The sequence below is a fragment of the Streptomyces sp. NPDC005485 genome, from assembly GCF_040606085.1.
Lineage (GTDB): Bacteria > Actinomycetota > Actinomycetes > Streptomycetales > Streptomycetaceae > Streptomyces.
Map to the genome: position 1 here is coordinate 1 of NZ_JBEXDZ010000054.1, position 22508 is coordinate 22508.

The 22508-nt window shown below is 70.3% G+C and carries 20 protein-coding genes and 2 tRNA genes; 2 read left to right on the top strand and 20 right to left on the bottom strand.

Annotated features, from left to right (window positions below):
• Nucleotides 1-17 precede the first annotated feature (17 nt).
• The 10 genes from ABZS97_RS19695 to ABZS97_RS19740 form a co-directional block, all read right to left on the bottom strand.
• Nucleotides 18-90, bottom strand: a tRNA-Ala gene (locus ABZS97_RS19695).
• Between the two features lie 114 nt (nucleotides 91-204).
• Entirely contained in the window at nucleotides 205-438 is a 234-nt protein-coding gene (locus ABZS97_RS19700; protein WP_010986886.1) for a hypothetical protein, read from the bottom strand.
• A gap of 3 nt (nucleotides 439-441) precedes the next feature.
• Nucleotides 442-612 (bottom strand): hypothetical protein, encoded by a 171-nt coding sequence (locus ABZS97_RS19705; protein ID WP_356139540.1) that lies wholly within the window; start codon nucleotides 610-612, stop codon nucleotides 442-444.
• Nucleotides 613-884: 272 nt separating this feature from the next.
• A tRNA-Ala gene (locus ABZS97_RS19710) sits at nucleotides 885-957 on the bottom strand.
• A 129-nt stretch (nucleotides 958-1086) separates the two neighbouring features.
• On the bottom strand, nucleotides 1087-1764 hold the full coding sequence (locus ABZS97_RS19715) for a histidine phosphatase family protein (RefSeq protein ID WP_356139542.1): 678 nt from the start codon (nucleotides 1762-1764) through the stop codon (nucleotides 1087-1089).
• Nucleotides 1761-2213, bottom strand: coding sequence for a ribosome silencing factor (gene rsfS / locus ABZS97_RS19720; protein WP_356139544.1), 453 nt, complete (start codon nucleotides 2211-2213; stop codon nucleotides 1761-1763). The genes ABZS97_RS19715 and rsfS overlap by 4 nt, the downstream gene beginning before the upstream one ends.
• 122 nt (nucleotides 2214-2335) lie before the next feature.
• Nucleotides 2336-4063, bottom strand: a complete 1728-nt coding sequence (locus ABZS97_RS19725; RefSeq protein WP_356139545.1) for an LCP family protein — start codon at nucleotides 4061-4063, stop codon at nucleotides 2336-2338.
• A 16-nt stretch (nucleotides 4064-4079) separates the two neighbouring features.
• Nucleotides 4080-4778 carry a nicotinate-nucleotide adenylyltransferase gene (gene nadD / locus ABZS97_RS19730; protein ID WP_356139547.1) on the bottom strand — a complete coding sequence of 233 codons (699 nt, stop codon included), beginning with the start codon at nucleotides 4776-4778 and terminating at the stop codon, nucleotides 4080-4082.
• Between the two features lie 70 nt (nucleotides 4779-4848).
• A complete protein-coding gene (locus tag ABZS97_RS19735) occupies nucleotides 4849-5013 on the bottom strand; it encodes a hypothetical protein (protein WP_356139549.1) in 165 nt (54 codons plus the stop codon).
• Nucleotides 5014-5239: 226 nt separating this feature from the next.
• Nucleotides 5240-5398 carry a hypothetical protein gene (locus ABZS97_RS19740; RefSeq protein WP_356139551.1) on the bottom strand — a complete coding sequence of 53 codons (159 nt, stop codon included), beginning with the start codon at nucleotides 5396-5398 and terminating at the stop codon, nucleotides 5240-5242.
• A 96-nt stretch (nucleotides 5399-5494) separates the two neighbouring features.
• Here ABZS97_RS19740 and ABZS97_RS19745 point away from each other — a divergent pair, with 96 nt between their 5' ends.
• Nucleotides 5495-6637: a M48 family metallopeptidase gene (locus ABZS97_RS19745; protein ID WP_356139553.1), complete on the top strand. Its 1143-nt coding sequence runs from the start codon at nucleotides 5495-5497 to the stop codon at nucleotides 6635-6637.
• A 55-nt stretch (nucleotides 6638-6692) separates the two neighbouring features.
• On the opposite strand, the gene ABZS97_RS19750 is transcribed toward ABZS97_RS19745, so the two are convergent.
• The 5 genes from ABZS97_RS19750 to proB form a co-directional block, all read right to left on the bottom strand.
• Nucleotides 6693-7760, bottom strand: a complete 1068-nt coding sequence (locus tag ABZS97_RS19750) for a hypothetical protein (protein ID WP_356139555.1) — start codon at nucleotides 7758-7760, stop codon at nucleotides 6693-6695.
• A gap of 124 nt (nucleotides 7761-7884) precedes the next feature.
• Nucleotides 7885-8499: a hypothetical protein gene (locus ABZS97_RS19755; protein ID WP_356139557.1), complete on the bottom strand. Its 615-nt coding sequence runs from the start codon at nucleotides 8497-8499 to the stop codon at nucleotides 7885-7887.
• 86 nt (nucleotides 8500-8585) lie between these two features.
• Nucleotides 8586-9872 carry a glutamate-5-semialdehyde dehydrogenase gene (locus ABZS97_RS19760; protein WP_356139559.1) on the bottom strand — a complete coding sequence of 429 codons (1287 nt, stop codon included), beginning with the start codon at nucleotides 9870-9872 and terminating at the stop codon, nucleotides 8586-8588.
• Nucleotides 9873-9945: 73 nt separating this feature from the next.
• Nucleotides 9946-10419: a hypothetical protein gene (locus ABZS97_RS19765; RefSeq protein WP_356139589.1), complete on the bottom strand. Its 474-nt coding sequence runs from the start codon at nucleotides 10417-10419 to the stop codon at nucleotides 9946-9948.
• A gap of 163 nt (nucleotides 10420-10582) precedes the next feature.
• Nucleotides 10583-11689, bottom strand: a complete 1107-nt coding sequence (proB, locus tag ABZS97_RS19770) for a glutamate 5-kinase (RefSeq protein WP_356139561.1) — start codon at nucleotides 11687-11689, stop codon at nucleotides 10583-10585.
• A gap of 282 nt (nucleotides 11690-11971) precedes the next feature.
• On the opposite strand from proB, the gene ABZS97_RS19775 reads away from it, so the two are divergent.
• Nucleotides 11972-14098: a hypothetical protein gene (locus ABZS97_RS19775; protein WP_356139562.1), complete on the top strand. Its 2127-nt coding sequence runs from the start codon at nucleotides 11972-11974 to the stop codon at nucleotides 14096-14098.
• On the opposite strand, the gene ABZS97_RS19780 is transcribed toward ABZS97_RS19775, so the two are convergent.
• The 5 genes from ABZS97_RS19780 to ABZS97_RS19800 all read right to left on the bottom strand — a co-directional run bounded on the left by ABZS97_RS19780 (nucleotide 14022) and on the right by ABZS97_RS19800 (nucleotide 22404).
• Nucleotides 14022-15215 carry a glycosyltransferase family 2 protein gene (locus ABZS97_RS19780; RefSeq protein ID WP_356139563.1) on the bottom strand — a complete coding sequence of 398 codons (1194 nt, stop codon included), beginning with the start codon at nucleotides 15213-15215 and terminating at the stop codon, nucleotides 14022-14024. The genes ABZS97_RS19775 and ABZS97_RS19780 overlap by 77 nt on opposite strands.
• Before the next feature lie 194 nt (nucleotides 15216-15409).
• On the bottom strand, nucleotides 15410-17500 hold the full coding sequence (locus ABZS97_RS19785) for a hypothetical protein (RefSeq protein WP_356139564.1): 2091 nt from the start codon (nucleotides 17498-17500) through the stop codon (nucleotides 15410-15412).
• A 182-nt stretch (nucleotides 17501-17682) separates the two neighbouring features.
• The gene (locus tag ABZS97_RS19790) at nucleotides 17683-19182 is read right to left on the bottom strand and encodes a bifunctional cytidylyltransferase/SDR family oxidoreductase (RefSeq protein WP_356139565.1); all 1500 of its coding nucleotides are present in this window, start codon (nucleotides 19180-19182) and stop codon (nucleotides 17683-17685) included.
• 301 nt (nucleotides 19183-19483) lie between these two features.
• The gene (locus ABZS97_RS19795) at nucleotides 19484-20686 is read right to left on the bottom strand and encodes a hypothetical protein (protein ID WP_356139566.1); all 1203 of its coding nucleotides are present in this window, start codon (nucleotides 20684-20686) and stop codon (nucleotides 19484-19486) included.
• A 167-nt stretch (nucleotides 20687-20853) separates the two neighbouring features.
• Nucleotides 20854-22404 (bottom strand): alkaline phosphatase D family protein, encoded by a 1551-nt coding sequence (locus tag ABZS97_RS19800; protein ID WP_356139567.1) that lies wholly within the window; start codon nucleotides 22402-22404, stop codon nucleotides 20854-20856.
• Nucleotides 22405-22508 lie beyond the last annotated feature (104 nt).

Below are 22508 nucleotides of genomic sequence, written 5' to 3' on the forward strand. Positions count from 1 at the left end.
CCGCCTTCGAACTACTGTGGAGCTAAGGAGAATTGAACTCCTGACCTCCTGCATGCCATGCAGGCGCTCTACCAACTGAGCTATAGCCCCTTGTTGCGTTCCGCCCGGTTTCCCCGGCGGCGACGCCAACATTACACGGTCACCCGGGTGCACCACCAAATCGTTTCCGTCGGGCCCCTGCCAGGGCCCTTCGGCCCCCTCGGCTCAGGCCGTCGCGAACGAGTAGAAGCGTTTGAGCGTGCAGTGCTCGTCGAGCAGCCGGCCGTAGATCGGCTCGCCCTCCAGCTCGCGGTACGTCTCGATCGGGTCGCCTTTTATGATCAGCGCCCGCGCGCATTCCTCGCACCAGTACTGGTAGTCGTGGTTGACCGGTTCCATGTCGCGGACGATCGGCGTACCGCTGCCGCACCAATCGCACTTCCGCCTGTGTGCACCCATCGATCAGCTCCAGCTGTGGCCGCAGGCCGTGCACACGTAGGAGACCCCGCCGTTGTCGCCGAGGACCTGGGCGACATGGAACGAACCGCAGGAAGGGCAGAGGAGAATGGCCTTCGTTCGTGCCATCGCCACGTCGGGGGGATCGCCGACCTCCCCGAGGATGCTCGCAGGCATCGCTTCTCCCTCCCGTCGGGCCGCGCCCCCTTCCGGCCGTTTGATTCTGCCACGGCCGGAGCAATACGGTCAGCGACGCCTTCGTACCAGTCCGGACACGGCACCCAGCGGACCTGCAGCGGCCGGCGCGTACGTGCACGCGAGGAGCGCATCCGCAGAGATATACGCCCCGGGAGCCCGAGTGACTCAACGCCGGGACACAAAAAATCCCGCCCCCCTGAGGGAACGGGATCTTCACCACTGATCTTCGACAACTCAAGAGAGCTGATCTGTGGAGCTAAGGAGAATTGAACTCCTGACCTCCTGCATGCCATGCAGGCGCTCTACCAACTGAGCTATAGCCCCTTGTGTTCTTCCCGCCCTGCGGGGCGAACAAGAAGAACTTTAGCCTGCGACCTGCCGGAAAGTGAAATCCGGTCCCGACGGGCGCTCGGGACCGGACGGAGCGACGACGGGCAGGGCCCAAGGAGCCGCTCAGTCGTCGTCGCCGAGCACCGGCTCGGGCAGCGTGCCGGCGTTGTGTTCCAGCAGCCGCCAGCCGCGGGCGCCCTGTCCGAGCACGGACCAGCAGCAGTTGGAGAGACCGCCGAGGCTCTCCCAGTGGTGGGACTCCAGGCCGAGGAGACGGCCGATGGTGGTGCGGATCGTGCCGCCGTGACTGACCACCACGAGGGTGCCGTCCTCGGGGAGCTTGTCGGCGTGCCGCAGCACCACGGGGGCGGCGCGGTCGGCGACCTCGGTCTCCAGTTCGCCGCCGCCGCGGCGCACCGGTTCGCCGCGCTTCCACGCGGTGTACTCGTCGCCGTACCGGCCGATGATCTCCTCGTGCGTCAGCCCCTGCCAGACGCCCGCGTAGGTCTCGCGCAGGCCCTCGTCGTGGGTGATGTCGAGGCCGGTGAGGGCCCCCAGCTCGGCGGCCGTGTTCGCGGCGCGCTGCAGGTCGGAGGCGACGATCGCGTCGGGCTTCAGCGAGGCGAGCAGCCGGGCGGCGCGGCGGGCCTGGCCGACGCCGGTCTCGGTGAGCTCGACGTCCGTCGTGCCCTGGAAGCGGCGCTCCACGTTCCAGGCGGTCTGGCCGTGCCGCCAGAGGATGACACGGCGGCCCCGGCCGGGCTTCCTGCCGGTCTGTGCACCGGCGGCGGGGTCGGTCACCGCAGCTCCCCGTATTCGGCGGCGTCCTCCACATCCTGGAGCTCGGCGCGCTCGGCGTGCTCGGCGGCCTTGCCGCGCGTCGCCTTGGCGTCGGCGGGGAGGTCCAGCTCGGGGCAGTCCTTCCACAGCCGCTCAAGGGCGTAGAAGACACGCTCCTCGCTGTGCTGCACGTGCACGACGATGTCGACGTAGTCGAGCAGGATCCAGCGGGCGTCGCGGTCGCCCTCGCGGCGCACCGGCTTGGCGCCGAGTTCCTTGTTCAGCCGCTCTTCGATCTCGTCGACGATCGACTTGACCTGGCGGTCGTTGGGCGCGGACGCCAGCAGGAAGGCGTCCGTGATCGACAGCACGTCGCTGACGTCGTAGGCGATGATGTCGTGCGCGAGCTTGTCGGCGGCCGCCTGCGCGGCGGTGGTGATGAGCTCGATGGAGCGGTCCGTGGCGGTCACTACGCGGCTTTCCCTCGGCGGTCAGTAATACCCCAAGGGTCTCACGGACCGCCGACGGCACCCCACGCGTTTCCGCGATCACGGGCCGGGGTGCCCTGGGGCGCCCCGGCCCGTGATCTGCGTCACGACGACGTTCTGTAGTCCTGGCCGAGCACCACGGACACGTCCGCGTTGGACGTGACCTCGCCCTTCTTCACCGAGCCGGCGGGCAGGCCCAGGGTCTTGGCGACCTCGACGGCGTCGTCCTTGGAGGCGGCGTCGGCGTACGTGATCCGCGACACGCTCTGGGCGGTGGCCGTGCCGGAGTCCAGGAAGGTGTAGCCGCCGTTGACCAGGACGACGCGTGCCTTCTCGGTGGCGTCCTTGTTCCCGGTGGCGTTCTTGATGCCGACGCGGACGGCGTCGCCCTTCTCGGGGCTCTTCACGGTGCCGCCGAGGAGCGTCCTGACCACGCTGTCGGTGGCCTGCTCGCTCATGGTGCCGTCCTGCTGGACGGGCAGCAACGCGGTCTTGTAGTCGCCGCCCTTGGCGTGGTCGGCGAGTTTGGCGAGGAAGGCGCCGAGGTCCTTGTCGGTCAGGGACGGGTCGAGGATCTGCGCCAGGGTCTGGACGGTGGTCGTCGCGGCCTGCTGGTCGGAGGAGAGCTTGCGCAGCACGCCCTGCATGACCTGGCCGAACCGCTCCAGCTGGGCGTCCTGGGCCTCGCCGGAGGCCCGGTAGGTCGCGTAGGCGACGGCCATCCTGCCGCTGAGGGTCTGGTCCTCGCCCTTCTTGACGAGGGGCGCCTCGCCCTTCTTCTTCGCGTCGGGGTCCGGCACCGCCGCGTTGGTGTCGAGGTCGATGTTGCCGACGAGTTCGACGAGGTTGTTGAGGTAGGGGGTGTCGAGGCGCCAGGTGCCCTCGATGTCGGTTCCGAGCACCGTGTCGATGGAGTCCCGGGTGCCGGACGAGCCGTCGCCGTCGACCGACTTGGCGAGCGTGGTCGTGGTGCCGTCGTCGTCGGTCAGGGCAAGGGAGTTGGGCAGCAGGACGGTGGCGCCCTGCTTGGTGGTGGCGTTGTTGACGAGCAGCGCCGTGGAGGTGCCGCCCTTCTTGGTGTTGTGGAGGTGGACGACGATCACGTCGCGGTTCTGCGGGCCGGTCGCGGCCGTCGTGCCGGTCTTGCCGCCGGAGGAGGTGCCGGGGAGCTTGCCCGCGTACCAGAGGTAGCCGATGCCGCCGACGGCCACCAGGGCGAACGCCACGACCAGGGCCACGATCCTGCTGCGGGCGCGGCGCTTGGCCTCCTCGCGGCGCTCGGTGCGGTTCTCGGTGAAGTTCAGCCAGTCGATGACGTCCTCGGACTCGGCTTCCTGCTCCTCGACGAACGCGAACTGCTCGGTGCGGTAGTCCCGGTCGGCGCGGGGCCGCTCGCTCCGGCGGGGCTCGTCCTGCTCCGCGGGCGCCGCCTGCTGCGGGATGTAGGCGGTCTGCTCCGCGACCCGCGGCTGCTGCCCACTGGTCGCGGTCTGCCCGTAGGGGTCGTACCCGGTGCCCGGGGCGGCCGCGGCGGTGCCGTACGGGTCGTAGGAGTTGTACGGGGGTACGGGCTGCTGCGTGCCGGTGTCGTAGCCCTGCTGGGTCGGCTGCTGCGTGCCGGTGTCGTACGAGGTCGCGTACGGGTCGTAGCCGTAGCCCTGTTGCTGCCCGTAGGGGTCGTAGCCCTGCTGGGTCGGCTGTTGTTGCTGCGGCTGCTGAGTCGGCTGCTGCGGCTGTACCGGCACCTGCCGGTACACAGGCTGCCCGAACTCGTCGTAGCCGACGAGTTCGTACTGGTCGCCCCCGTACCCAGCGTCGTATCGGTCGTTCACCGGTGCCCCTCTCGGCTCACTCGCCGCGGTACAGCTCGCGCTTGTCGATATAGCGCACCACACCGTCCGGCACCAGGTACCAGACAGGATCGCCCTTGGCGACCCTCGCACGGCAGTCCGTGGACGAGATGGCGAGCGCGGGAACCTCGACCAGCGAGACACCGCCTTCCGGAAGTCCCGGGTCGGACAGGGGGTGGCCGGGCCGGGTGACCCCGATGAAGTGCGCGAGGGAGAACAGCTCTTCGGTGTCGCGCCAGGTGAGGATCTGGCCGAGCGCGTCGGCGCCCGTGATGAAGAAGAGGTCCGTTTCCGGGTTGAGTGCGCGCAGGTCGCGCAGGGTGTCCGTGGTGTAGGTCGGGCCGCCGCGGTCCATGTCGATGCGGCTCACCGAGAACTGCGGGTTCTCGGCGGTCGCGATGACCGTCATCAGGTAGCGGTCCTCGGCCGGGGAGACCCTCTTGGCGCTCTTCTGCCACGGCTGCCCGGTCGGCACGAACACCACCTCGTCGAGGTGGAACTGCGCGGCGACCTCACTGGCCGCCACGAGGTGCCCGTGGTGGATCGGGTCGAACGTTCCGCCCATGACGCCGAGGCGGCGCTTGCCGGGGTTCGAGGGGCCGTTTCCCCGGCCGCTCGCCGAACGCCCCGTCGCACCGCTGTGCGCGCCGCTCTCCGTGTCACTCGCCGGACCGGTAGGCATGTCCTGCTCTCCCATGCGTGCAGACCCTACCGGCCCGACCTGAGGGCTCCGGCCGACAGGCCCCCGCGGACGGGGACCGCGGGGCTCAGCGGTCCCGGTTGAAGCGCGTGGTGATCCACAGCAGCAGGAGGAGGATGAAGAGCGCGCCGCCGCCGGTCAGGTAGGGGCTGAGGCTCTCGTGGTTGCCACCGTGCTCCTCGCCCTCGGCGGCAAAGGTGACCAACTGGGCAGCGGTGCTGTGGAAGCTCATCGTCGGCAGGACCTATCCGGGTGTGGGATCGGGACAAAGACTTCGGCCCATCGTAAGCGGGCACGCGCAGGGCGATCACGCCGACTCCGCCGTTGGGGACGCGGACCGTGCGACGCCCCCGCCGACGCACGAGTCGACGTACGTCACCACCGCGAGGCAACGTCCGCGGTGGCGACGGCGTCAAAGTAGGAGGAAGCCAGGAAGGACGGGGAACCCAGGGAGTACGTCAGTCGTCCCGCTTGTAGCCGCGCAGCAGAAACCACCCGAGCAGGACGGCGCCCACCACCATCACGATCAGCACGACACGGAGCAGATCGCCCGCCCCCTGCTTGTCTGCGGCGCCGGCCGCCTCGGTCAGCCAGTGGGCTGCGGGGATGTGCTCCATGGGGATAGCTCCTTACGGTGTGCTGCCCCATCACGGTATCTCCGCCTACGCTGGATCCCGCTTCGGGGGCTCGGCACTCAGAACATGGGGGAACACATGTCCGACGACAGCCACGAGCAGAACGGGCACGAGAACGTGCCGAGCAGGCAGCGCAGGCGCTTCGAGGGGATCTCCTCCCGGGCGTACGAACACCCGGCGGACCGCTCGGCCCTGGTGGCCCTGCGCAAGCTGAGCGGCTTCGACACGGTCTTCAAGGTGCTCAGCGGTCTGCTGCCCGAGCGCAGTCTGCGGCTGCTGTTCCTGTCCGACTCGGTGCGCGTCTCGGACGCCCAGTTCGCGCACCTCAACGACATGCTGCGGGACGCCTGCCACATCCTGGACCTGGAGAAGGTCCCGCCGATGTACGTCAACCAGGACCCGCAGCCCAACGCGATGTGCATCGGCCTGGACGAGCCGATCATCGTCGTCACCACCGGCCTCGTCGAGCTGCTGGACGAGGAGGAGATGCGGGCGGTGATCGGCCACGAGGTCGGCCACGCGCTCTCCGGCCACGCCGTCTACCGCACGATCCTGCTCTTCCTGACGAACCTGGCGCTCCGGGTCGCCTGGATCCCGCTGGGCAACCTCGCGGTCATGGCGATCGTGACCGCGCTGCGCGAGTGGTTCCGCAAGTCGGAGCTGTCCGCCGACCGCGCCGGGCTTCTGGTCGGCCAGGATCTGCGGGCCTCGATGCGCGGCCTGATGAAGCTCGCGGGCGGCAACCATCTGCACGAGATGAACGTGGACGCGTTCCTCGCGCAGGCCGAGGAGTACGAGGCCGGGGGCGACCTGCGCGACTCCGTGCTCAAGATCCTCAACACGCTCCCCCGCACGCACCCCTTCACCACCGTCCGCGCCGCCGAGCTGAAGAAGTGGGCCGAGTCCCGCGACTACCAGCGGATGATGGACGGTCACTATCCGCGGCGCGACGCGGACGGTGACACCTCGGTCTCCGACTCCTTCCGGCAGTCCGCGGCCAGCTACGCCAGCGATGTGAAGAACTCCAAGGACCCGCTGATGAAGCTGGTCAGCGACATCGCGGGCGGCGCCGGCGACCTCGGCGGCCGGGTACGACGAGGCTTCGGCGGCTTCGCGGCCACCTCGCCCAAGGACGAGTCACCGAAGGATCAGTCGCCCAAGGACCAGACCCCGCCCCAGGAGCAGCCGCCCCAGGACGGGACCCCCGGCGACGAGGACTGAGCCACCGCTCGGCGCGGAATGCGCGGGAAGCACGGGAAGCGCGGGCTACGAGCTGTCACAGCCTCGGCTGGGCGCTCGTCGCCAGCGACCCGCACAGGGCCGTCGCGCTGCCCGTCGCGTACGGGTCCGTGCCGGCCGGGCCGCCCGCCTTCGCCGTCTGCCCCGCGAGCAGCGGGTGCAGGTGGTTCACCGAGTCCTCGGCGCAGGCGAGCGGCCCGGCCTGCACGTAGGAGACGACCAGCTGGGTCTGGTGCATGCGCAGGTCGTCGTGGTCGAAGCGGAACTGCAGCTCTCGCCGGACGGTGAAGAGCGAGACCTTCGCCTTCCCGTCCGAGCCCGTCGGCCGCAGGGCGTAGACGAAGGTGTGGTCGGCGGTGATCTCCAGGGTGTTCGAGTCGAATTCGGCGGCTTGGAGGGTGCCCTGCACCCGGACCTTGGAGTCGGCGAGTGCGGCACGGGTCGGGTCGAAGCGGACGAGCCAGCCGGTGGGCGCGTGCCGTCCGTCCCCGGCGGGCTGCGCGAAGCTCTGGTCGAACTGGTCGAGTTGCTGCGGGTCGAGCAGGATCCGTACGGGCCGGTTGGTGCTTCCGGTGAGGACGTCCGGGTCGAGCGAGGACTTGACGAGGTAGTCCTTGGCGGTGGTCAGCGCGGCGACGACCTGGCCGTCGGAGAAGTGCGCGGTGCGCCGGGAGGCGGGCAGCGTGATGCCCTCGCCGCCGACACGGAACTGGGCGGCGGGGCTGTGCGCGTACAGCGCCTCGGCGTCGGCCGCCCCGGGTACGGCGGTCACCGGCGAGAGGGGGATCACCGTCATCCGCAGCGGCTCGGCGGGCTGGGCGGCGGGGTTCTCGTAAGGGTGCCGGACGCCCATGTAGATCGCGGTGCCGAAGGCGACGGCGATCAGTACGACGAGGATCAGCGCCTGCCGGGAGAGGCCGCGGCGCAGGGCCGGTCGGCGGCGTACGGCGGGGGCGTGGTCGGTGATGCGCTCCTGCGCCGAGAACTCCTGGAGGCGGGCAGCGCGGACGAACGACTCGTCGAAGACGACGGATCGGTACTCGTCCTCTCCACCTCCGGGGGCGCCCTCGGGTGTCCCCTCAGGTGGTTCTGCAGGCCCGCCCATACCTTCAGGGTAGGTCTCCGGGAGCCCCGGTAAACGCCGTGGTGCACGACAAGTTCTGACAGGTTCGCACCAGGCCTGCCCCAGGGTCCGGGCCGCGTGCGTCCCGGTGTTCGGGCCGGAGCGGTCAGGGTGTCCGGGGAACCGCCGACATCGCCGGCTGGGAGTGGTCCGCCGAAGCGGAGGGACCGGTGCCGGTGACCTTGTCCTGGCCTTGTCCGACGCCTGTCGACGTGGACGGCGGCACCTGCTCCTGGCGGCCCGAGGAGGTCCCCCGGTAGACCGCCGCGAAGGCCAGCGCGACCATGCCGATGCCCATCACCAGGGCGAGCATCCAGGCGACCGGACGGTGCCAGCGGGCCTGTTTTCCGTAGAGCCTGCCGTACGTTCCCGGCGCGCCGTAGCGGCCTTCGAGGACCTCGGTGTCGTCCAGGTCGTCCAGATCCGGGTCATGGCCGAAATCGCCGTGCTCGTCGGGGTCGAAACCGTCCTCGTAGCGCTCGTCGTCCCCGCGGGTGCGCCGGGTGCGTGCCCGGCGGGCCTCGGCCTCGGAGGCCTCTGCGCGGGCCTGGGCGGCGGCGAGCAGGCGTTCCACCGCGGTCGGCTCGTGGACCACGGCCGCCCGTACGAAGTCCTCGTCGAAGACCACGGAGGCGAACTCTTCGTCCGCACCCCCGCGGTCGCGGTCGTCGTCGGGCTCCCAGCCGTCGGCGAACGGCGTGCCCCCCACGTCCTCCGGCACGGATCCAGAGTAGACCTGGGGGGTCAATTTGGGCAGACGGTATGGAAATTCATCCGCCGGACGAGAAGGTTCCGCAGGGGCGGGGTTCAGCGCCGGATGTGCCCGTCGCCCGTGACGATGTACTTGGTGCTCGTCAGCTCCGGCAGCCCCATGGGCCCCCGCGCGTGCAGCTTCTGCGTGGAGATGCCGATCTCGGCGCCGAAGCCGAACTGGCCGCCGTCGGTGAACCGGGTCGAGGCGTTCACCGCGACCGTCGTGGAGTCGACCAACTGGGTGAAGCGGCGGGCGGCCTGCTGCGAGGTGGTGACGATGGCCTCGGTGTGCCCCGAGGTCCACAGCCGGATGTGCTCCACGGCCTTGTCGAGCGAGTCGACGACGGCGGCGGCGATGTCGTACGAGCCGTACTCGGTCTCCCAGTCCTCGGCCGTGGCCTCCACGAGGGCCGCCCTGGAGTCCTTCGCGTACGCCAGCACGCGCTCGTCGGCATGCACGGTGACCCCGGCGTCGGCGAGGGCGTCGAGGGCGCGGGGCAGGAACTCGGGGGCGATGTCCTGGTGGACGAGGAGGGTCTCGGCGGCGTTGCAGACACTGGGCCGCTGGGCCTTGGAGTTGATCAGGATGTCGATCGCCATGTCGAGGTCGGCCTGCGCGTCGACGTACACATGGCAGTTGCCGGTGCCGGTCTCGATGACCGGGACCCTGGACTCCTGGACGACCGTGCGGATCAGGGAGGCGCCGCCGCGCGGGATGAGCACGTCGACCAGGCCGCGGGCGCGCATCAGCTCCTGCACGGACTCACGGCTCTCGCCCGGCACGAGCTGCACGGCGTCGGCGGGCAGCCCTGCGCCGCCCACGGCGTCGCGCAGGACGCGGACGAGGGCGGTGTTCGACTCGTACGCGGAGGACGAGCCGCGCAGCAGCACCGCGTTGCCGGACTTCAGGCAGAGGGCGGCCGCGTCGACGGTGACGTTCGGGCGGGCCTCGTAGATGATCCCGACGACGCCGAGCGGCACCCGGACCTGGCGCAGGTCGATACCGTTGGGGAGGGTCGAGCCGCGGACGACCTCGCCGACCGGGTCGGGCAGGGCCACCACGTCGCGCACGTCGGAGGCGATCGCGCGCACCCGCTCGGGGCTGAGCGCGAGCCGGTCGATGATGGCCTCGCTGGTCCCGGCCTCGCGGGCCTTCGCGATGTCCTTGGCGTTGGCCGCGACGATCTCGCTCGTACGGACCTCCAGCGCGTCCGCGATGGCGAGCAGCGCGTCGTCCTTCTCGGCCCGCGGCAGGGGCGCGAGGTCGGCGGCGGCGGCCTTGGCGCGGTAGGCGGCCTGGGTGACCGGGGACATCGAGTCGTACGGCGAGAGCGTGGTCATGTCGGCAGCGTAATGCTCCGAACGAGTCCGTCCAGCCGTTGTCCCAAACCGCGAGACACAGGGCGAAGAGGGCTCAAAAGGGATGTACGCCGACGGGGGTGGCCGGCAGCGGCCCGTATCCCTCGGCGATCCGCTGGTGGTAGGTCTCGCGGTCGATGACCTCCAGGCCGACGATCTCCCAGGGCGGCAGCTTGGCGGTCTGCCGGTGCTCGCCCCACAGGCGCAGCGCGACCGCGGCGGCGTCGTGCAGGTCGCGGGCCTCTTCCCAGTAGCGGATCTCCGCGTGGTCGTTCGCGTACCGGCTGGTCAGCAGAAAGGGGTGGTCGTGGGCGAGCTGCTCAAGGCCCCGCCTGACCTCCTTGAGCGGCGCCTCGCCGCCGGAGACGCTCAGCGTGACGTGCCACAGGCGCGGCTGGTCGACGGGCTCCTCGTGCTCGTACGAGTCCCCGGCCGCGACGCTCATCAGGACCCGCTCCTCACCCGCCGGACGGGAGGCACCACCGCGCGACGCGGATCCACCGCGGGACGCCGCCGCCCCAGGGCGCACTCGTCTCACGACGGCCTCCTTTTCGCAATGGTCGTGCCGAAACTCCCTGCAACAAAGTTGAGCAGGTAGGGCGCCCTCGTGTGGTGGTTTTACTGAACGTCCCCCTGGCGGGGGCGCCGGAATCGGCCGTTACGGATGCCCCTGGCGGCCCTTTTGCGGGTGTTTACGGGTGCAGGAGCACGAGGTCGTCCCTGTGTACGACCTCTCGTTCGTACGCCGGGCCCAGCTCGCGCGCCAGCTCCCTGGTGGAGCGGCCGATGAGCTGGGGGATCTCCTTGGCGTCGAAGTTGACCAGCCCGCGGGCCACCGCCCGGCCCGTGCCGTCGCGCAGCTCGACGGGGTCGCCCGCGGCGAAGTCCCCCTCGACGGCGGCGATGCCGGCGGGCAGCAGCGAGGTGCGCCGTTCGACGACCGCGCGCACCGCGCCGTCGTCCAGGATGAGCGCGCCCTGCGGGGTCGAGGCGTGCTGCAGCCACAGCAGGCGATCGGCGGAGCGCTTGCCGGTGGGGTGGAAGTACGTGCCCGTGTCGCGGCCCGCCATGGCGTCGGCGGCGTGGACGGCGCTGGTCAGCACCACGGGGATGCCGGCCTCGGTCGCGATCCTGGCCGCCTCGACCTTGGTGACCATGCCGCCGGTGCCGACGCCGGCCTTGCCCGTACTGCCGATCTCGACGTGCGCGAGGTCCTCGGGGCCGCGCACCTGAGCTATCCGCGACGTACCGGGTTTGCTGGGGTCGCCGTCGTACACGCCGTCGACGTCGGAGAGCAGGACCAGCAGGTCGGCGCGGACGAGATGGGCGACGAGGGCCGCGAGGCGGTCGTTGTCGCCGAAGCGGATCTCGTCCGTGGCGACCGTGTCGTTCTCGTTGACGACCGGAAGGGCGCCCATCGCGAGGAGCTTGTCGAGGGTGCGCGAGGCGTTGCGGTGGTGGGCGCGGCGGCTCATGTCGTCGGAGGTGAGCAGCACCTGGCCGACGCGGATGCCGTGGCGGGCGCAGGAGGCGGTGTAGCGGGCGACCAGGAGGCCCTGTCCGACGCTGGCGGCGGCCTGCTGGCGGGCGAGGTCCCGGGGGCGGCGGCGCAGTCCCAGCGGGGCGAGCCCGGCGGCGATGGCGCCGGAGGAGACGAGGACGATCTCGCGCTCTCCTCCGCTGCGGCTCTTGGCGAGGACGTCGACGAGCGCGTCGACACGGTCGGCGTCGAGGCCGCCCGAAGCCGTGGTCAGCGAGGAGGAACCCACCTTGACGACGATCCTGTGCGCCTGCGCCACAGCCTGCCTTGCCCCTGCCACCTGCGGTGTGTCCCCTCGTGTCGGTACGCGGCGATCCGGCTCACCCGCACGGCAATCTACGCGAACTGGCAGCGGTGACGCCCGTCGGTCCACTGGGCGGACGGCGGCGCGTGACCACACCCTCACTGCTTGCGCATGCTCACCCTGATCAAGGTGCCGTCGGGCGCGTGTCGTCGAGCGGCCGGTGCGCGTTAACCGGGAGCCCGCCCCGTCAGGTGAGGGCGGGCCCCCGCACACGCCCAGCACCTTGGAGTGACCGCAGTGCCCACACCTCTCCCCCACCGGCAGACCGCGGTGAGAGCGCTCATCACGGCCCTCCTCGCGGCCTCCTTCGCCACTCAGGTCGTCACCGCCCTGCTCCCGCACGCCGTCCTGCTCATCGCCGCGACGGGCACGGGGCTGGTCACCGAGGCCGCGCTGTACCGCTGGCAGCGCTCCATGGCCTCGGCGTTCGCCAAGTCGCACGCGGACGTCACGGTCCGGCAGGTGGTGCGGGACCTCCTGCTCGTGGTGGGCCTGCTCAGGATCGAGGAGCAGGACCAGGAGACCCGCTGCACGCCGCTGCTGGCCGGGCTGCTGCTGTTCTACGTGCTCCACTTCGCGATCCAGGCGGTCTCGCTCCTGGTCCGCCGCACCCGGACCCTGCCGGTGCTGACCCGCAACATCGACGCCTCGGCGCTGCGGCTCTCCCCCGCGCCGCCCGCGCTGCTGCTGCGGCGCCCGGGTCACCGGCTGCCGGTGTTCGGGCTGCCGGCGACGGCCGGGCTGCTGGCGATGGCGGCGACCGACGAGCGGCGGATCGCGGCGGCCGGGATCGCGCTGTCGGTGGGCCTCGCGGCCGTCGGGCTCGGTCAGCTGCTGCTGCGGCTGCTGCCCGGCCGCCGGCCCGCCTGCGAGCAGGAGGTGCTCGACTGGTTCGACGCCTGGCTCGCCGAGTACCGCCCGACCGTCGGCCTCTACTTCTCCGGCGGCGCCTCGTCGGCGTACCAGGCGAACATGTGGCTCCAGCCGCTCGCGCGGCTCGACGGGCGCCCGCTGATCGTCCTGCGCGAACGCTTCATGCTGCAGCGGCTCGCGGCGACGGACATCCCCGTCGTCTGCCTGCCCAGGGTCTCGACGCTGATGCGCCTGGAGCAGTCGACGCTCCAGGTCCTCATCCACCCGTCGAACTCCGGCAAGACCTCACAGGTGCTGCGCATCCCCTCGATCCTGCACACCTTCGTCAACCACGGCGAGAGCGACAAGCTTTCCTCGTGCAACCCGTACGCGAAGGCGTACGACGAGGTGTGGGTGGCCGGACCCGCGGCGCGCGAACGCTACGCGCTGGCGGACGTCGGCGTGGAGGACAAGGACGTGGTGGAGATCGGCCGACCGCAACTGGACACGATCCGCCCCGGCGACGGTCCGCCGACCGGCCCGTACACCACCGTCCTGTACGCCCCCACCTGGGAGGGCTGGGACGGCAATCCCGGCAACACGTCGGTCGTCGCGGCCGGCGAGAACCTCGTACGGGAGCTGCTGGCGGACCCCGGCGTCCGACTGCTGTACAAGCCGCATCCGCTGACGGGGTCGGTGGATCCGCGCGCCGGGGCGGCCGACCTTCGCATCCGGGAACTGATCCGGGCGGCGAACCGGCAGCGCGGCAACGAAGCCCCCGCCTCCTCGGCCGGTACGGAACTGGCCGACCGCACCGCCGAGTTGGACCGCCTCACCACGTCGGCCTTCCGCACGAGCGCGGACCACGTCGAGCGGATGCTCCTCCAGTCCGTCCCGCGGCCGGAGCACGCCGAGGCGGTCCGCGCCGCCACGGTCGCCTGGGAGGAGGCCTACTGGGCCTCGCTGCCCGTCGGCGAGCACCAGGTCGTCATGGGCGCACGCCCCACCATCTACGACTGCTTCAACCGCGCCGACCTGCTGATCAGTGATGTGTCGAGTGTGATCTCGGACTACATCGCGAGCGAGAAGCCGTATGCGGTGGCGAACACGAGCGGGCTGCCCGAGGACGCGTTCCGGGAGACCTTCCCGACCGTGCGGGCGGCGACGGTTCTCACGCCGGACGCGTCCGGCGTGCCTGCCCTGCTGGCCGCGGTCCGCGATCCGGGACGGGATGAACTCGCCGGTGCGCGGGCCGAGTTGAAGCTGCACCTGCTGGGTCCCGCCGAACCGTCGTCCCAGGTGCGCTTCAACGCGGCGGCCGAGGCCCTGCACGCGGCGGCCGGGAAGCACCGGGAGCGGGCCGCGCTGCGCATGGCCTCCGCGATCCCGGGGCCGCGGGCGAGCCTGGACACCGCCGGGCCGCAGAGCGCCGCCGTCACGCCGCCCGCAGCGGTCCCAGCACCCTCCGGGCCACCCGCCGCAGGCGCGGGAGAGGGGGCGTCCGGGGCTTGAAGCCCTCGATGGTGACCGTTTCCTGGGTCGTCGGGATGTAGCAGCTGTCCGGTATCCCGGCGGCCGGGTCGCGGAAGTGCGGGTAGCCGAGGTAGGCCTTGCGGCCGCGCGCCTCCAGGTGCACGACGGGGGCCTTCTTCGCCTTCACGAACTCCAGTACGTCGACGAGGAGATCGGCGCGGCCCTGCGCCACCAGGTGCAGCCGCAGCCGCTCGTGCACCTTCAGCCGGCCGGCCACCACCTCGTTCCAGTACGCGTCCATCAGCGGCTTCGCGAGCTCCAGCTTGTGGCGCCGGATCTTCTCGCTCTGCTTCAGGAATCCCGGGCCGAACTGCGGGAGCAGCGTGACGATGAAGGGACGGACCATCAGGCCGTCGCGGCGCGGACCCGCGGGCAGGTGGTCGGCTATCAGGTGCATCAGCGCGCGGGCGGAGTCGAAGCGGTGGGTGTAGTTGCCGCTCTTCGTCGCGTGTTTGCCGTCCTCCCGGCCGACCAGGTAGTAGCACTCGTAGTCCGCGAGCACGGAGACCCCGTCGGCGCGGAGGTAGGCCTCCATCGTGAACAGCGCGTCCTCGCCGGTCACCAGCGACTCGTCGAAGATCATTCCGTGCCGGGTCAGCAGGTCGCGCCGGAAGAGCTTCTGCGCGCTGAGCGTGAACTTGATCTTCGACGAGAACACGTCCGTACGGGGCAGGTTCTTGCCCCACATCGACTGCGGGGCACCGCGGTTGACCCCGACGACCTTGCCGAGCACGACGTCCGTGCCGTTCTCGTCGGCCATCGCGACCATGCGCTCCAGAGCTTCCTCGCCGAGGTGGTCATCCGCGTCGAGAAAGAACACGTAGCGTCCGCGCGCCTTGCCGAGGCCCACGTTGCGCGGGCCGCTGGGGCCCCCTGAGTTGGGCTGCCGGAGCACGGTGACGGCCATCGCGGCGCGCTCCGCGAACTCCTCCAGGTACTCCCCCGTACCGTCCGTCGATCCGTCGTCGACGGCTATCACTTCCAGGCGCGACGGATCGAGCGTCTGCGCCTCGACCGACTCCAGGCATTTCACCAGATACGGCATGGCCTCGTACGCCCCGATGACCACACTCACATCAGGCTGTGTGACGGTCACTTCTTCCCCCTAGTCATGGAACATTTCCCCCGTATCACCTCAATCGCTACCTGGAAGACGGTTGGACATACGTACTGGTTGCCTATGCGTACTCAAATGGTGAGGCAGGTCACAGATCACCTTCGAGCGACAAAAGGGCCCGGTTTCCGAGGAGTTCTCCTCGGAAACCGGGCCCTTTCGCAGGTCCGGGCGGATCAGCCCGTGATCACGTCGGCCTCCGCCGCCGTCGCGTCGTCGGCGACCGCCGCCGAGGTGGCGGCCTCCGCGTCCACGGCGCCCGTGTCCTGGCCGAGGTTGCGCGTCTCGGCCTTCTGCGCGAGCTGCTGCACCGCGGTGTTGAACTGGACGATCGAGGTCGGTTCGTCCGGGCCGAGCAGGTACTGCTTCAGCTCCTGGCGGTCGACGCCCAGCGGGTCGGCCGACGGGTCGCGGACCGCGTCCAGCAGCCCGCCCAGCTCGGCCGCGCTGTTGGAGAGGATCACGGCGGCGCGCACCGCGGTGTTCTGCCGCTTGAACTCCTCGACGCCCAGCTCGGCGGAGTCCGTGACCGCGTACGGCTTGCCGCTCGCGATGAAGTCCGAGACCACGCTGGAGATGTCGGAGACCATCGCGTCGGAGACGTTGAAGCAGTCGTACAGCCGCGGCTCGGCGCCCGTGATGACCCGGTGCTCCCAGACGGGGAAGGAGCGCCAGTAGGCGTCGTTCCACTCGGCGCGCAGCCGGGCGACCTCGGCGTGCTTGGCCGCGTCGACCAGGCCGTCGCGGGTGGCCTCGGCCTCGTCGCCCTTCTCGGCGGAGCCGGACAGCTCGGCGATGCGGGCCTCGACGCGCGTCAGGTCGGCCTTGGCCTGCGTCTGGGCTGCGGCGTCGGCACCGAAGGCCGGGTCGGCGGCGCGTGCGGCGGCGGCCTTCTCGACCAGCGCGGTGATCCGCAGGTGCGCGGCCTTGGCCTCGGCGCTGCGGGTGCCGGTGAACGGGTGCGGCTTGTACAGGACGCGGACCGGCGGTTCGGCGTTCACCAGGTCCCGCACGATGTTCTCGCCCGCCAGCAGGATGGAGGTGTTGCCGGGGTTGTCGTCCCAGCCCTCCCAGGTGGGCGCGTACAGGACCGTGGCGATGCGGCCCTCGGGCACGCCCTGCCAGGTCTGGATCGGGGCGAGCTGCGGGCGGCCGACCTCGACGATGTCGTCGTCCCGGACGCCGACGTCCGCTATGGCGTAGCGGTCGCGGCCGGCGCGGCCGGCGGTCCACACCTCGTCGTAGACCTTGCTGTACGGGTTGACGCTGGCGAGCTTGTCGCTGTCGCCGTGGCCGATGAAGACGTGCTTCATGGTCGGGACGCGCAGCAGGTGGATGTTCTTGCCGACGTTCGCCGCGTACAGCGCGACGCGCACGGTGGAGAGGTCCATGTTCATCAGGTGCACCCCTCCGGGCACGCAGATGACGGGGACCGTGGTGGGCGCCATGTTGTTCAGGATGGCGCGCTCGCGCAGGATGATCAGCGGCCGGGTGTCCAGCTGCTCCATCGTCTCCAGCCACATGTTGACCTGGTACGCCGAGTCCTTGGAGCCGGAGAAGTACAGCACCGTCTCCGGCTTGTAGGTGCCCAGCCAGTCGTCGACGGCGGCGAGGACGCGCTCCGCGTTCGGCGGGATCTTGCTGCCGCGGACGTACGGCACGAGTGCGCCGACGTAGACCGTCCCGAGGACCAGCGTGACGCCGATGCCGATGAAGCCGGCCACGGCCGAGTCGGTCAGGCCGGAGATCAGCAGGCCCGTGACCGCCGCGAGGTCGAGGTGGAGCATCTTCTCCGCGGAGCGGTACAGCAGGCGGCGCGGCGGGGCGTCCGGGATGCGCACCCGGGAGGCCAGATCGACGTTGCGGGTGGCTACCGGCATCCGGCGGCGGTTGCGGATCAGCTGCACCAGCGCGCCGTGCGGGGCCTGCAGGCCGTAGGAGGCGATGAAGCAGGCGATGGCCCCGTAGAAGATCAGGCCGTCGGAGAGGGAGAGCCGGGCCAGCAGCAGGACCAGCAGCAGCTGCCGGATCAGGAAGCGGATGGAGAGACCGGCCCGCACCTTGCTCAGGCGGTTGATCAGGTAGCTGCCCTTGCGGTGCAGATAGTGATCCGCCAGGTACGTCACTGCGGCTGCGGCCGCGAAGGCGGGAACGCTCGGGACGAGCGCGGCCAGCATGAGCGCGGGGAAGCCCAGGATCATGAGGGCCGCCGCGGCCAGCTGAGCCGCACTGCCCACCCGGGCAACGCGTATAGCGGTGGAAATCACGGAGAAACCTGCTCTTGAGGGGTGGGTGCCGGTTTTCGCACCGAAAACCCTTGGAAAGAACCTGAAAAGGTCCTGAAAGGGCCTTGTGTGCGATCTGCGATTTTACGGATTCAGGCCTCTGCGAATGCGTGATGAACACGCAGCCACAGAGGCCTGAATGACGGAAAGCTATTCTCCGCTAATTATGCCATGCCGTCCTGGCGGTCCAGCACGGAGGCCAGCGCCGCCTCGAAGCCGGAGGCCTTGCCGGCGCCCGCCGTCGGGTCCTGCTGGCGTACGTCGATGACGTGACCGGTCAGCTCGGAGAGCAGGACGTCGAGCGAGGTGCGCGCGACGGCCTCGGAGGAGAGCAGGCTGCCCGCGGGCTCCTGGCCGAAGGCCTTGGTGCGCATCGGGGTGGCCGTGCGCTCCGGGTTGATGCAGTTGACGCGGATGCCGTCGCCGGCCCACTCGTCGGACAGGGCCTGGGTCAGGTTGACCATGGCGGCCTTGGTCGAGGAGTACAGGCTGTACTCGGCGCGGCCGCGGGTGTAGCTGCTGGAGGTGTACAGGAGCAGCTGGCCCTTGGTCTCGGCCAGGTACTTGTACGAGGAGCGGGCGATCTGCACCGGCGCGAGGTAGTTGACCTTCAGCGCTTCCTCGATGGTCGCGTTGTCCGTCTCGGCGAGCTTGCCGATGCGCAGGACGCCGGCGGTGTTGATCACGTAGTCGATGCGCCCGGTCTCGGCGTAGGCCTGGGACAGCGCGTCGTCGACCTCCTCCGGGTTCTCGACGTGCGTGCCCGTGGTGGAGCGGCCCAGCGCGTAGGTCTTGGCGCCGAAGCTCTCGGCCAGCTCGGCGATGTCCTTGCCGATGCCGTACGAGCCGCCGAAGACCACCAGGGTCTTGCCGGTGAGCAGCTCGCGGTAGGCGGCCTCGTCGGCCTGCTCGGGCGCGGCCGTGGAGGCGAGCTGGAAGAGCTTGTCGGCGATGAAGACGTCGACCGGCTGGGTGACCTTCATGTTGTACTCGTCGCCCGCGACGACGTGGATCGGCACGTCCGGCAGGTACTTGAGCACGACGGAGCAGTCGTCCGTGGCCTGGAAGTTCGGGTCGCCGGCGGCGACCTCGTAGGCGCGGCGGATCGTGGACAGCTTGAACGCCTGGGGCGTCTGGCCGCGGCGCAGCCGGGAGCGGTCCGGGATCTCGGTGATGAACTCGCCGTCCTCGCCGTGCGTGCGGGTCACGATGATCGTGTCCGCGGACGGGATGGCGACGTCGACGGCCTGGTAGCGGTCGAGGGCGGCGACACAGTCGTCGATCACGCGCTGCGACAGCAGGGGGCGCACGGCGTCGTGGAAGAGGACCTTGCGGTCCTCGCCCTCGGTCAGACCCTCGCCGAGGGCCGCGATGGCGCGCTCGGTGGTCTCGTTCCGCGTCGAGCCGCCCTCGATGATCCGGGTGACCTTGGTGAAGCCCGCCTTGGCGACGATCTTCTCGATGTCCGGCACATAGCCCGGGGCCATCAGCACGATGATGTCGTCGATCGAGTCCGCGTGCTCGAAGGTGGTCAGCGTGTGCTCGATGACCGCCTTGCCGGCGATCTTCAGCAGCTGCTTCGGAATCGACAGACCCACGCGCTGACCGGTGCCGCCAGCCAGGATCACTGCGGTGGTGCGGGGCTTGGCTATGTGCTCAGACACAGGTGACCTACCTTGGGACGTCAGGGAACCCGAGAATGGTCCCACTTTCGGTTACTGCAGTGCAAGGTGAGCGCCCTCTGCTGCATATGTGCGGGACACCGGTTATTCACCTTGCACGCTGGAGCAATGCCGTGACGCCGGACCGAAATGTCCAGGTTGCTGTGAGTAACTGCACACGCTGATCACACACCTGCACCCCCATTCCACGCCGAGTCACTTTCCGGTCACACCTTTCACCCGCAAGAAGACGCGGGAAGACGCGGGAAGGGGTGAGTCCGTCCGGGTGCGTGCCCGGACGGGCTCACGTCCGCCTCAGCCGCCGGAGGGCCCGGTGGCCCAGGACCCTGACGAGTTCCCCGGAAGGGGTCTGGTGAACGGTCCGTACGGCGGACGGCCGCAGCGGCACCTCCGCCGCCACCGCGAGCACCCCGTACAGGGCCTGTGCGGCCACCTCCGGGGCGATCGCCAGCGCGTCGGGCGCCTTCCCCTGGCGGGCGTCGGGGCTCGCGGCGGGGGGCGGCGCGGAGAGCAGCGCCGGGTTCCCGAGGACCCGTACGCCCATGGTGGTGATCCGGCCGGACATTTCCGCGCCGATGCCGGCGGCCGCCTCCAGCGCCCACTGCGGCGTGACGATCCTGGCGTCGTCCGGTGCGGGGCGGCAGGTGTTCTTCATATGCATGACGGCGCCATTGCGCACCAGCTTGGAATACAGCTCGTCGGGGAGGCTGTTTCCGCGGAACTCCGTGTTCAACCGCCGCAGCATTTCCGTTTCGGCGAGCGTGAGGGAACGGTTGGCGGTGTCCGGCACCGGCACCAGAAGACCGCCCGGGAGGCCGAGAAGGGCTTCGAAGGTGCGCATGAGACCGTCACGGTCGCGGTCGTCTACCACGGCGACCGTGATGTTCTCCGGCCCGACGACACGTGACCAGCGCTCGACCAGCCGGTCGTGGCGGTGGCGCCGCCAGAAGCTGGGGTTCGGCCTCTCGTACGGCGCCTTGCGCAGCATGTGGTCGAGCCACTCCTCGTAGCCCATGCGCAGTCCGTTCTGCACGTACTGCTGCCACTGCGAGGGCATGATCCGGGCCAGCGGGCGCAGCGTGACCAGGACGTGCACGCGGTTGCGGCCGAGGTCGTCCGCGATACGGGCGATGGTCTCGTCGTCGGGCGCGTCCGCGAAGAACTCGCTGCTGATCACCGAGGTGCGCCGCCCGGTGGCGCGCACCAGCTCCGTCAGCTGCCGCCAGTGCCCCTCGGTCGGCTCGGTGTCGCCCATCATGCCGGGGCGGGCGCAGACCGCGAGGGCGGCCTCCATGGGGTGCCTGCTGCGGGCCGGGAAGACCACGCCGTGCGGGACCATCGCGTCCTTCGCGGCGAACAGCGCGCCCTGGATCGACGTCGTCCCGGTCTTGTGCGGCCCGATGTGCAGGAGGCGGGTACCCGCGGGCAGCGCGGCGGGGGCGGTCCCGGCGGCTGCCGGGCGGGGTGTCGAACAGTCGGTCTCCATGGTCACGGGACGCTAGATCTCACACCTGAGTCTTACCTGAAAACGCTCTGGGACTCGGATGAGTGCCTTGGGTGCCATGAGTCCCGGAGCGTTTCCGTACGACGAGTGCGGCGGATGCGGCGTCTGATGCATCTACTGCAACTACTGCAACTACTGCAACTACTGCGTCACACCAGGCGTACGCCGGGCTTCCCCGCCTCGACCCGCAGCCGGGCCAGCGTGCTGGAGCCGGCGTCCGGTCGCAGCACGGTGTCGGCGACGCGGACCTGGGCGTCGATGCCGTCGCGCCGGATGTCGAAGAGGTGGTAGCCGCGGTGGGCGTCGATGAGCTTCCAGTGCGGGTTGTCCGGCATCCGGGCGTCCCACTCTGCGTGGAAGGCGGCCTGGTCCTGATCGCCGTTGCTGGAGATGGAGGTGCCGACGAACTCGGCGCCGACCACGCCGGAGTCCGGGTCCGCGTAGTCCCGCTTGAGGTCGCTGACCATCGTGAGGTGGCGGTCGCCGGAGAGCACCACGGGGTTGCGGATGCTCGTGAACTCGTCGAGGAGGGCGTTGCGTTCGGCCTGGTAGCCGTCCCAGGCGTCGTAGTACCAGAGCTTGCCGTCGCCGATCTGCAGGTCGGTCTCGGCCATCATGATCTGCGAGGCGATGAGGTTCCAGCGGGTCGGCGACTTGTGCAGCCCCTCCAGCAGCCACTCCTTCTGGTCGGCGCCGAGCATGGTGAGCGAGGGGTCCTGGGCGCCCGCCTGGCCGGTCGCCTGGTCGCTGCGGAACTGCCGGGTGTCCAGGACGTTGAGGCGGGCCAGGCGGCCGAAGTCCAGGCGCCGGTACATCTGGATGTGCGGGCCGTTGGGGACCGCGCTCGCACGGACCGGCATGTGCTCGTAGTACGCCTGGTAGGCGGCGGTCAGCCGGGCCACGAAGGCGTCGTGCGACTGCTTGGCGGGGTCCTGCGGGATCTCGCCCGCGAAGTCGTTGTCGACCTCGTGGTCGTCGAAGGTGACCACCCAGGGCGCGGCCGCGTGCATCGCCGCCAGGTGCGGGTCGGTGCGGTACTGGGCGTAGCGGTTGCGGTACTGGACGAGGGTGTACGGCTCGTCGCTGCCCTCGTGGACGCGGGCACCGGTGGTGGCGGGCTTGGACTCGTAGATGTAGTCGCCGACGAACAGGACGACGTCCGGGTCCTGGTCGAGCATGTCGGCGTACGGGGTGAAGTAGCCGTGCTGCCAGTTCTGGCAGGAGGCGAGGGCGACGCGCAGGGTGCCGCCGGGGCTGCGGGGGTGCGGGGCGGTGCGGGTGCGGCCGGCCGGCGAGAGCTGTCCGGCCGTGCGGAAGCGGTACCAGTACGCGCGGTCGGGGCGCAGTCCGCGGACGTCGACGTGGACGCTGTGGCCGAGTTCGGGGCGCGCCGGGGCGACACCGCGGCGCACCGTCTTTCTGAAACGGCCGTCCTCCGCGATCTCCCACTCCACGGTCACCACACGGTCGGGCATGCCGCCCCCGTTCAGCGGATCGGGGGCGAGCCGGGTCCACAGCACGATCCCGTCGGGCAGCGGGTCACCGGAGGCGACGCCGAGGCTGAACACACCGTCGGGCAGCGGGGTCTCGGCGGCGCGGGCGGACGTCGGCAGCCAGAGCTGGGCCGAGGCGGCGGCGCCGAGCACCGCGGCTCCGGCGGTGAGAAAGCGGCGTCGATCGCGTGAGACTGCTCCGGTCATCGGTGAACTCCCTTGCGTCGGTTGCCTCTTGGACATCAGGAGGCTCACACGGCGCAGCGGCCCGCCCCCTGAACGGAATACGTCACGGGCATGACAAATAGGCA

Excerpts from the sequence above, each read along its gene's own strand:
- ABZS97_RS19800 (WP_356139567.1), bottom strand. The coding sequence starts at position 22,404 with ATGACCGGAGCAGTCTCACGCGATCGACGCCGCTTTCTCACCGCCGGA.
- ABZS97_RS19735 (WP_356139549.1), bottom strand. The coding sequence starts at position 5,013 with ATGAGCTTCCACAGCACCGCTGCCCAGTTGGTCACCTTTGCCGCCGAG.
- ABZS97_RS19740 (WP_356139551.1), bottom strand. The coding sequence starts at position 5,398 with ATGGAGCACATCCCCGCAGCCCACTGGCTGACCGAGGCGGCCGGCGCC.
- ABZS97_RS19795 (WP_356139566.1), bottom strand. The coding sequence starts at position 20,686 with ATGGAGACCGACTGTTCGACACCCCGCCCGGCAGCCGCCGGGACCGCC.
- ABZS97_RS19745 (WP_356139553.1), top strand. The coding sequence starts at position 5,495 with ATGTCCGACGACAGCCACGAGCAGAACGGGCACGAGAACGTGCCGAGC.
- ABZS97_RS19700 (WP_010986886.1), bottom strand. The coding sequence starts at position 438 with ATGGGTGCACACAGGCGGAAGTGCGATTGGTGCGGCAGCGGTACGCCG.
- ABZS97_RS19750 (WP_356139555.1), bottom strand. The coding sequence starts at position 7,760 with ATGGGCGGGCCTGCAGAACCACCTGAGGGGACACCCGAGGGCGCCCCC.
- nadD (WP_356139547.1), bottom strand. The coding sequence starts at position 4,778 with ATGGGAGAGCAGGACATGCCTACCGGTCCGGCGAGTGACACGGAGAGC.
- ABZS97_RS19760 (WP_356139559.1), bottom strand. The coding sequence starts at position 9,872 with ATGACCACGCTCTCGCCGTACGACTCGATGTCCCCGGTCACCCAGGCC.
- ABZS97_RS19705 (WP_356139540.1), bottom strand. The coding sequence starts at position 612 with ATGCCTGCGAGCATCCTCGGGGAGGTCGGCGATCCCCCCGACGTGGCG.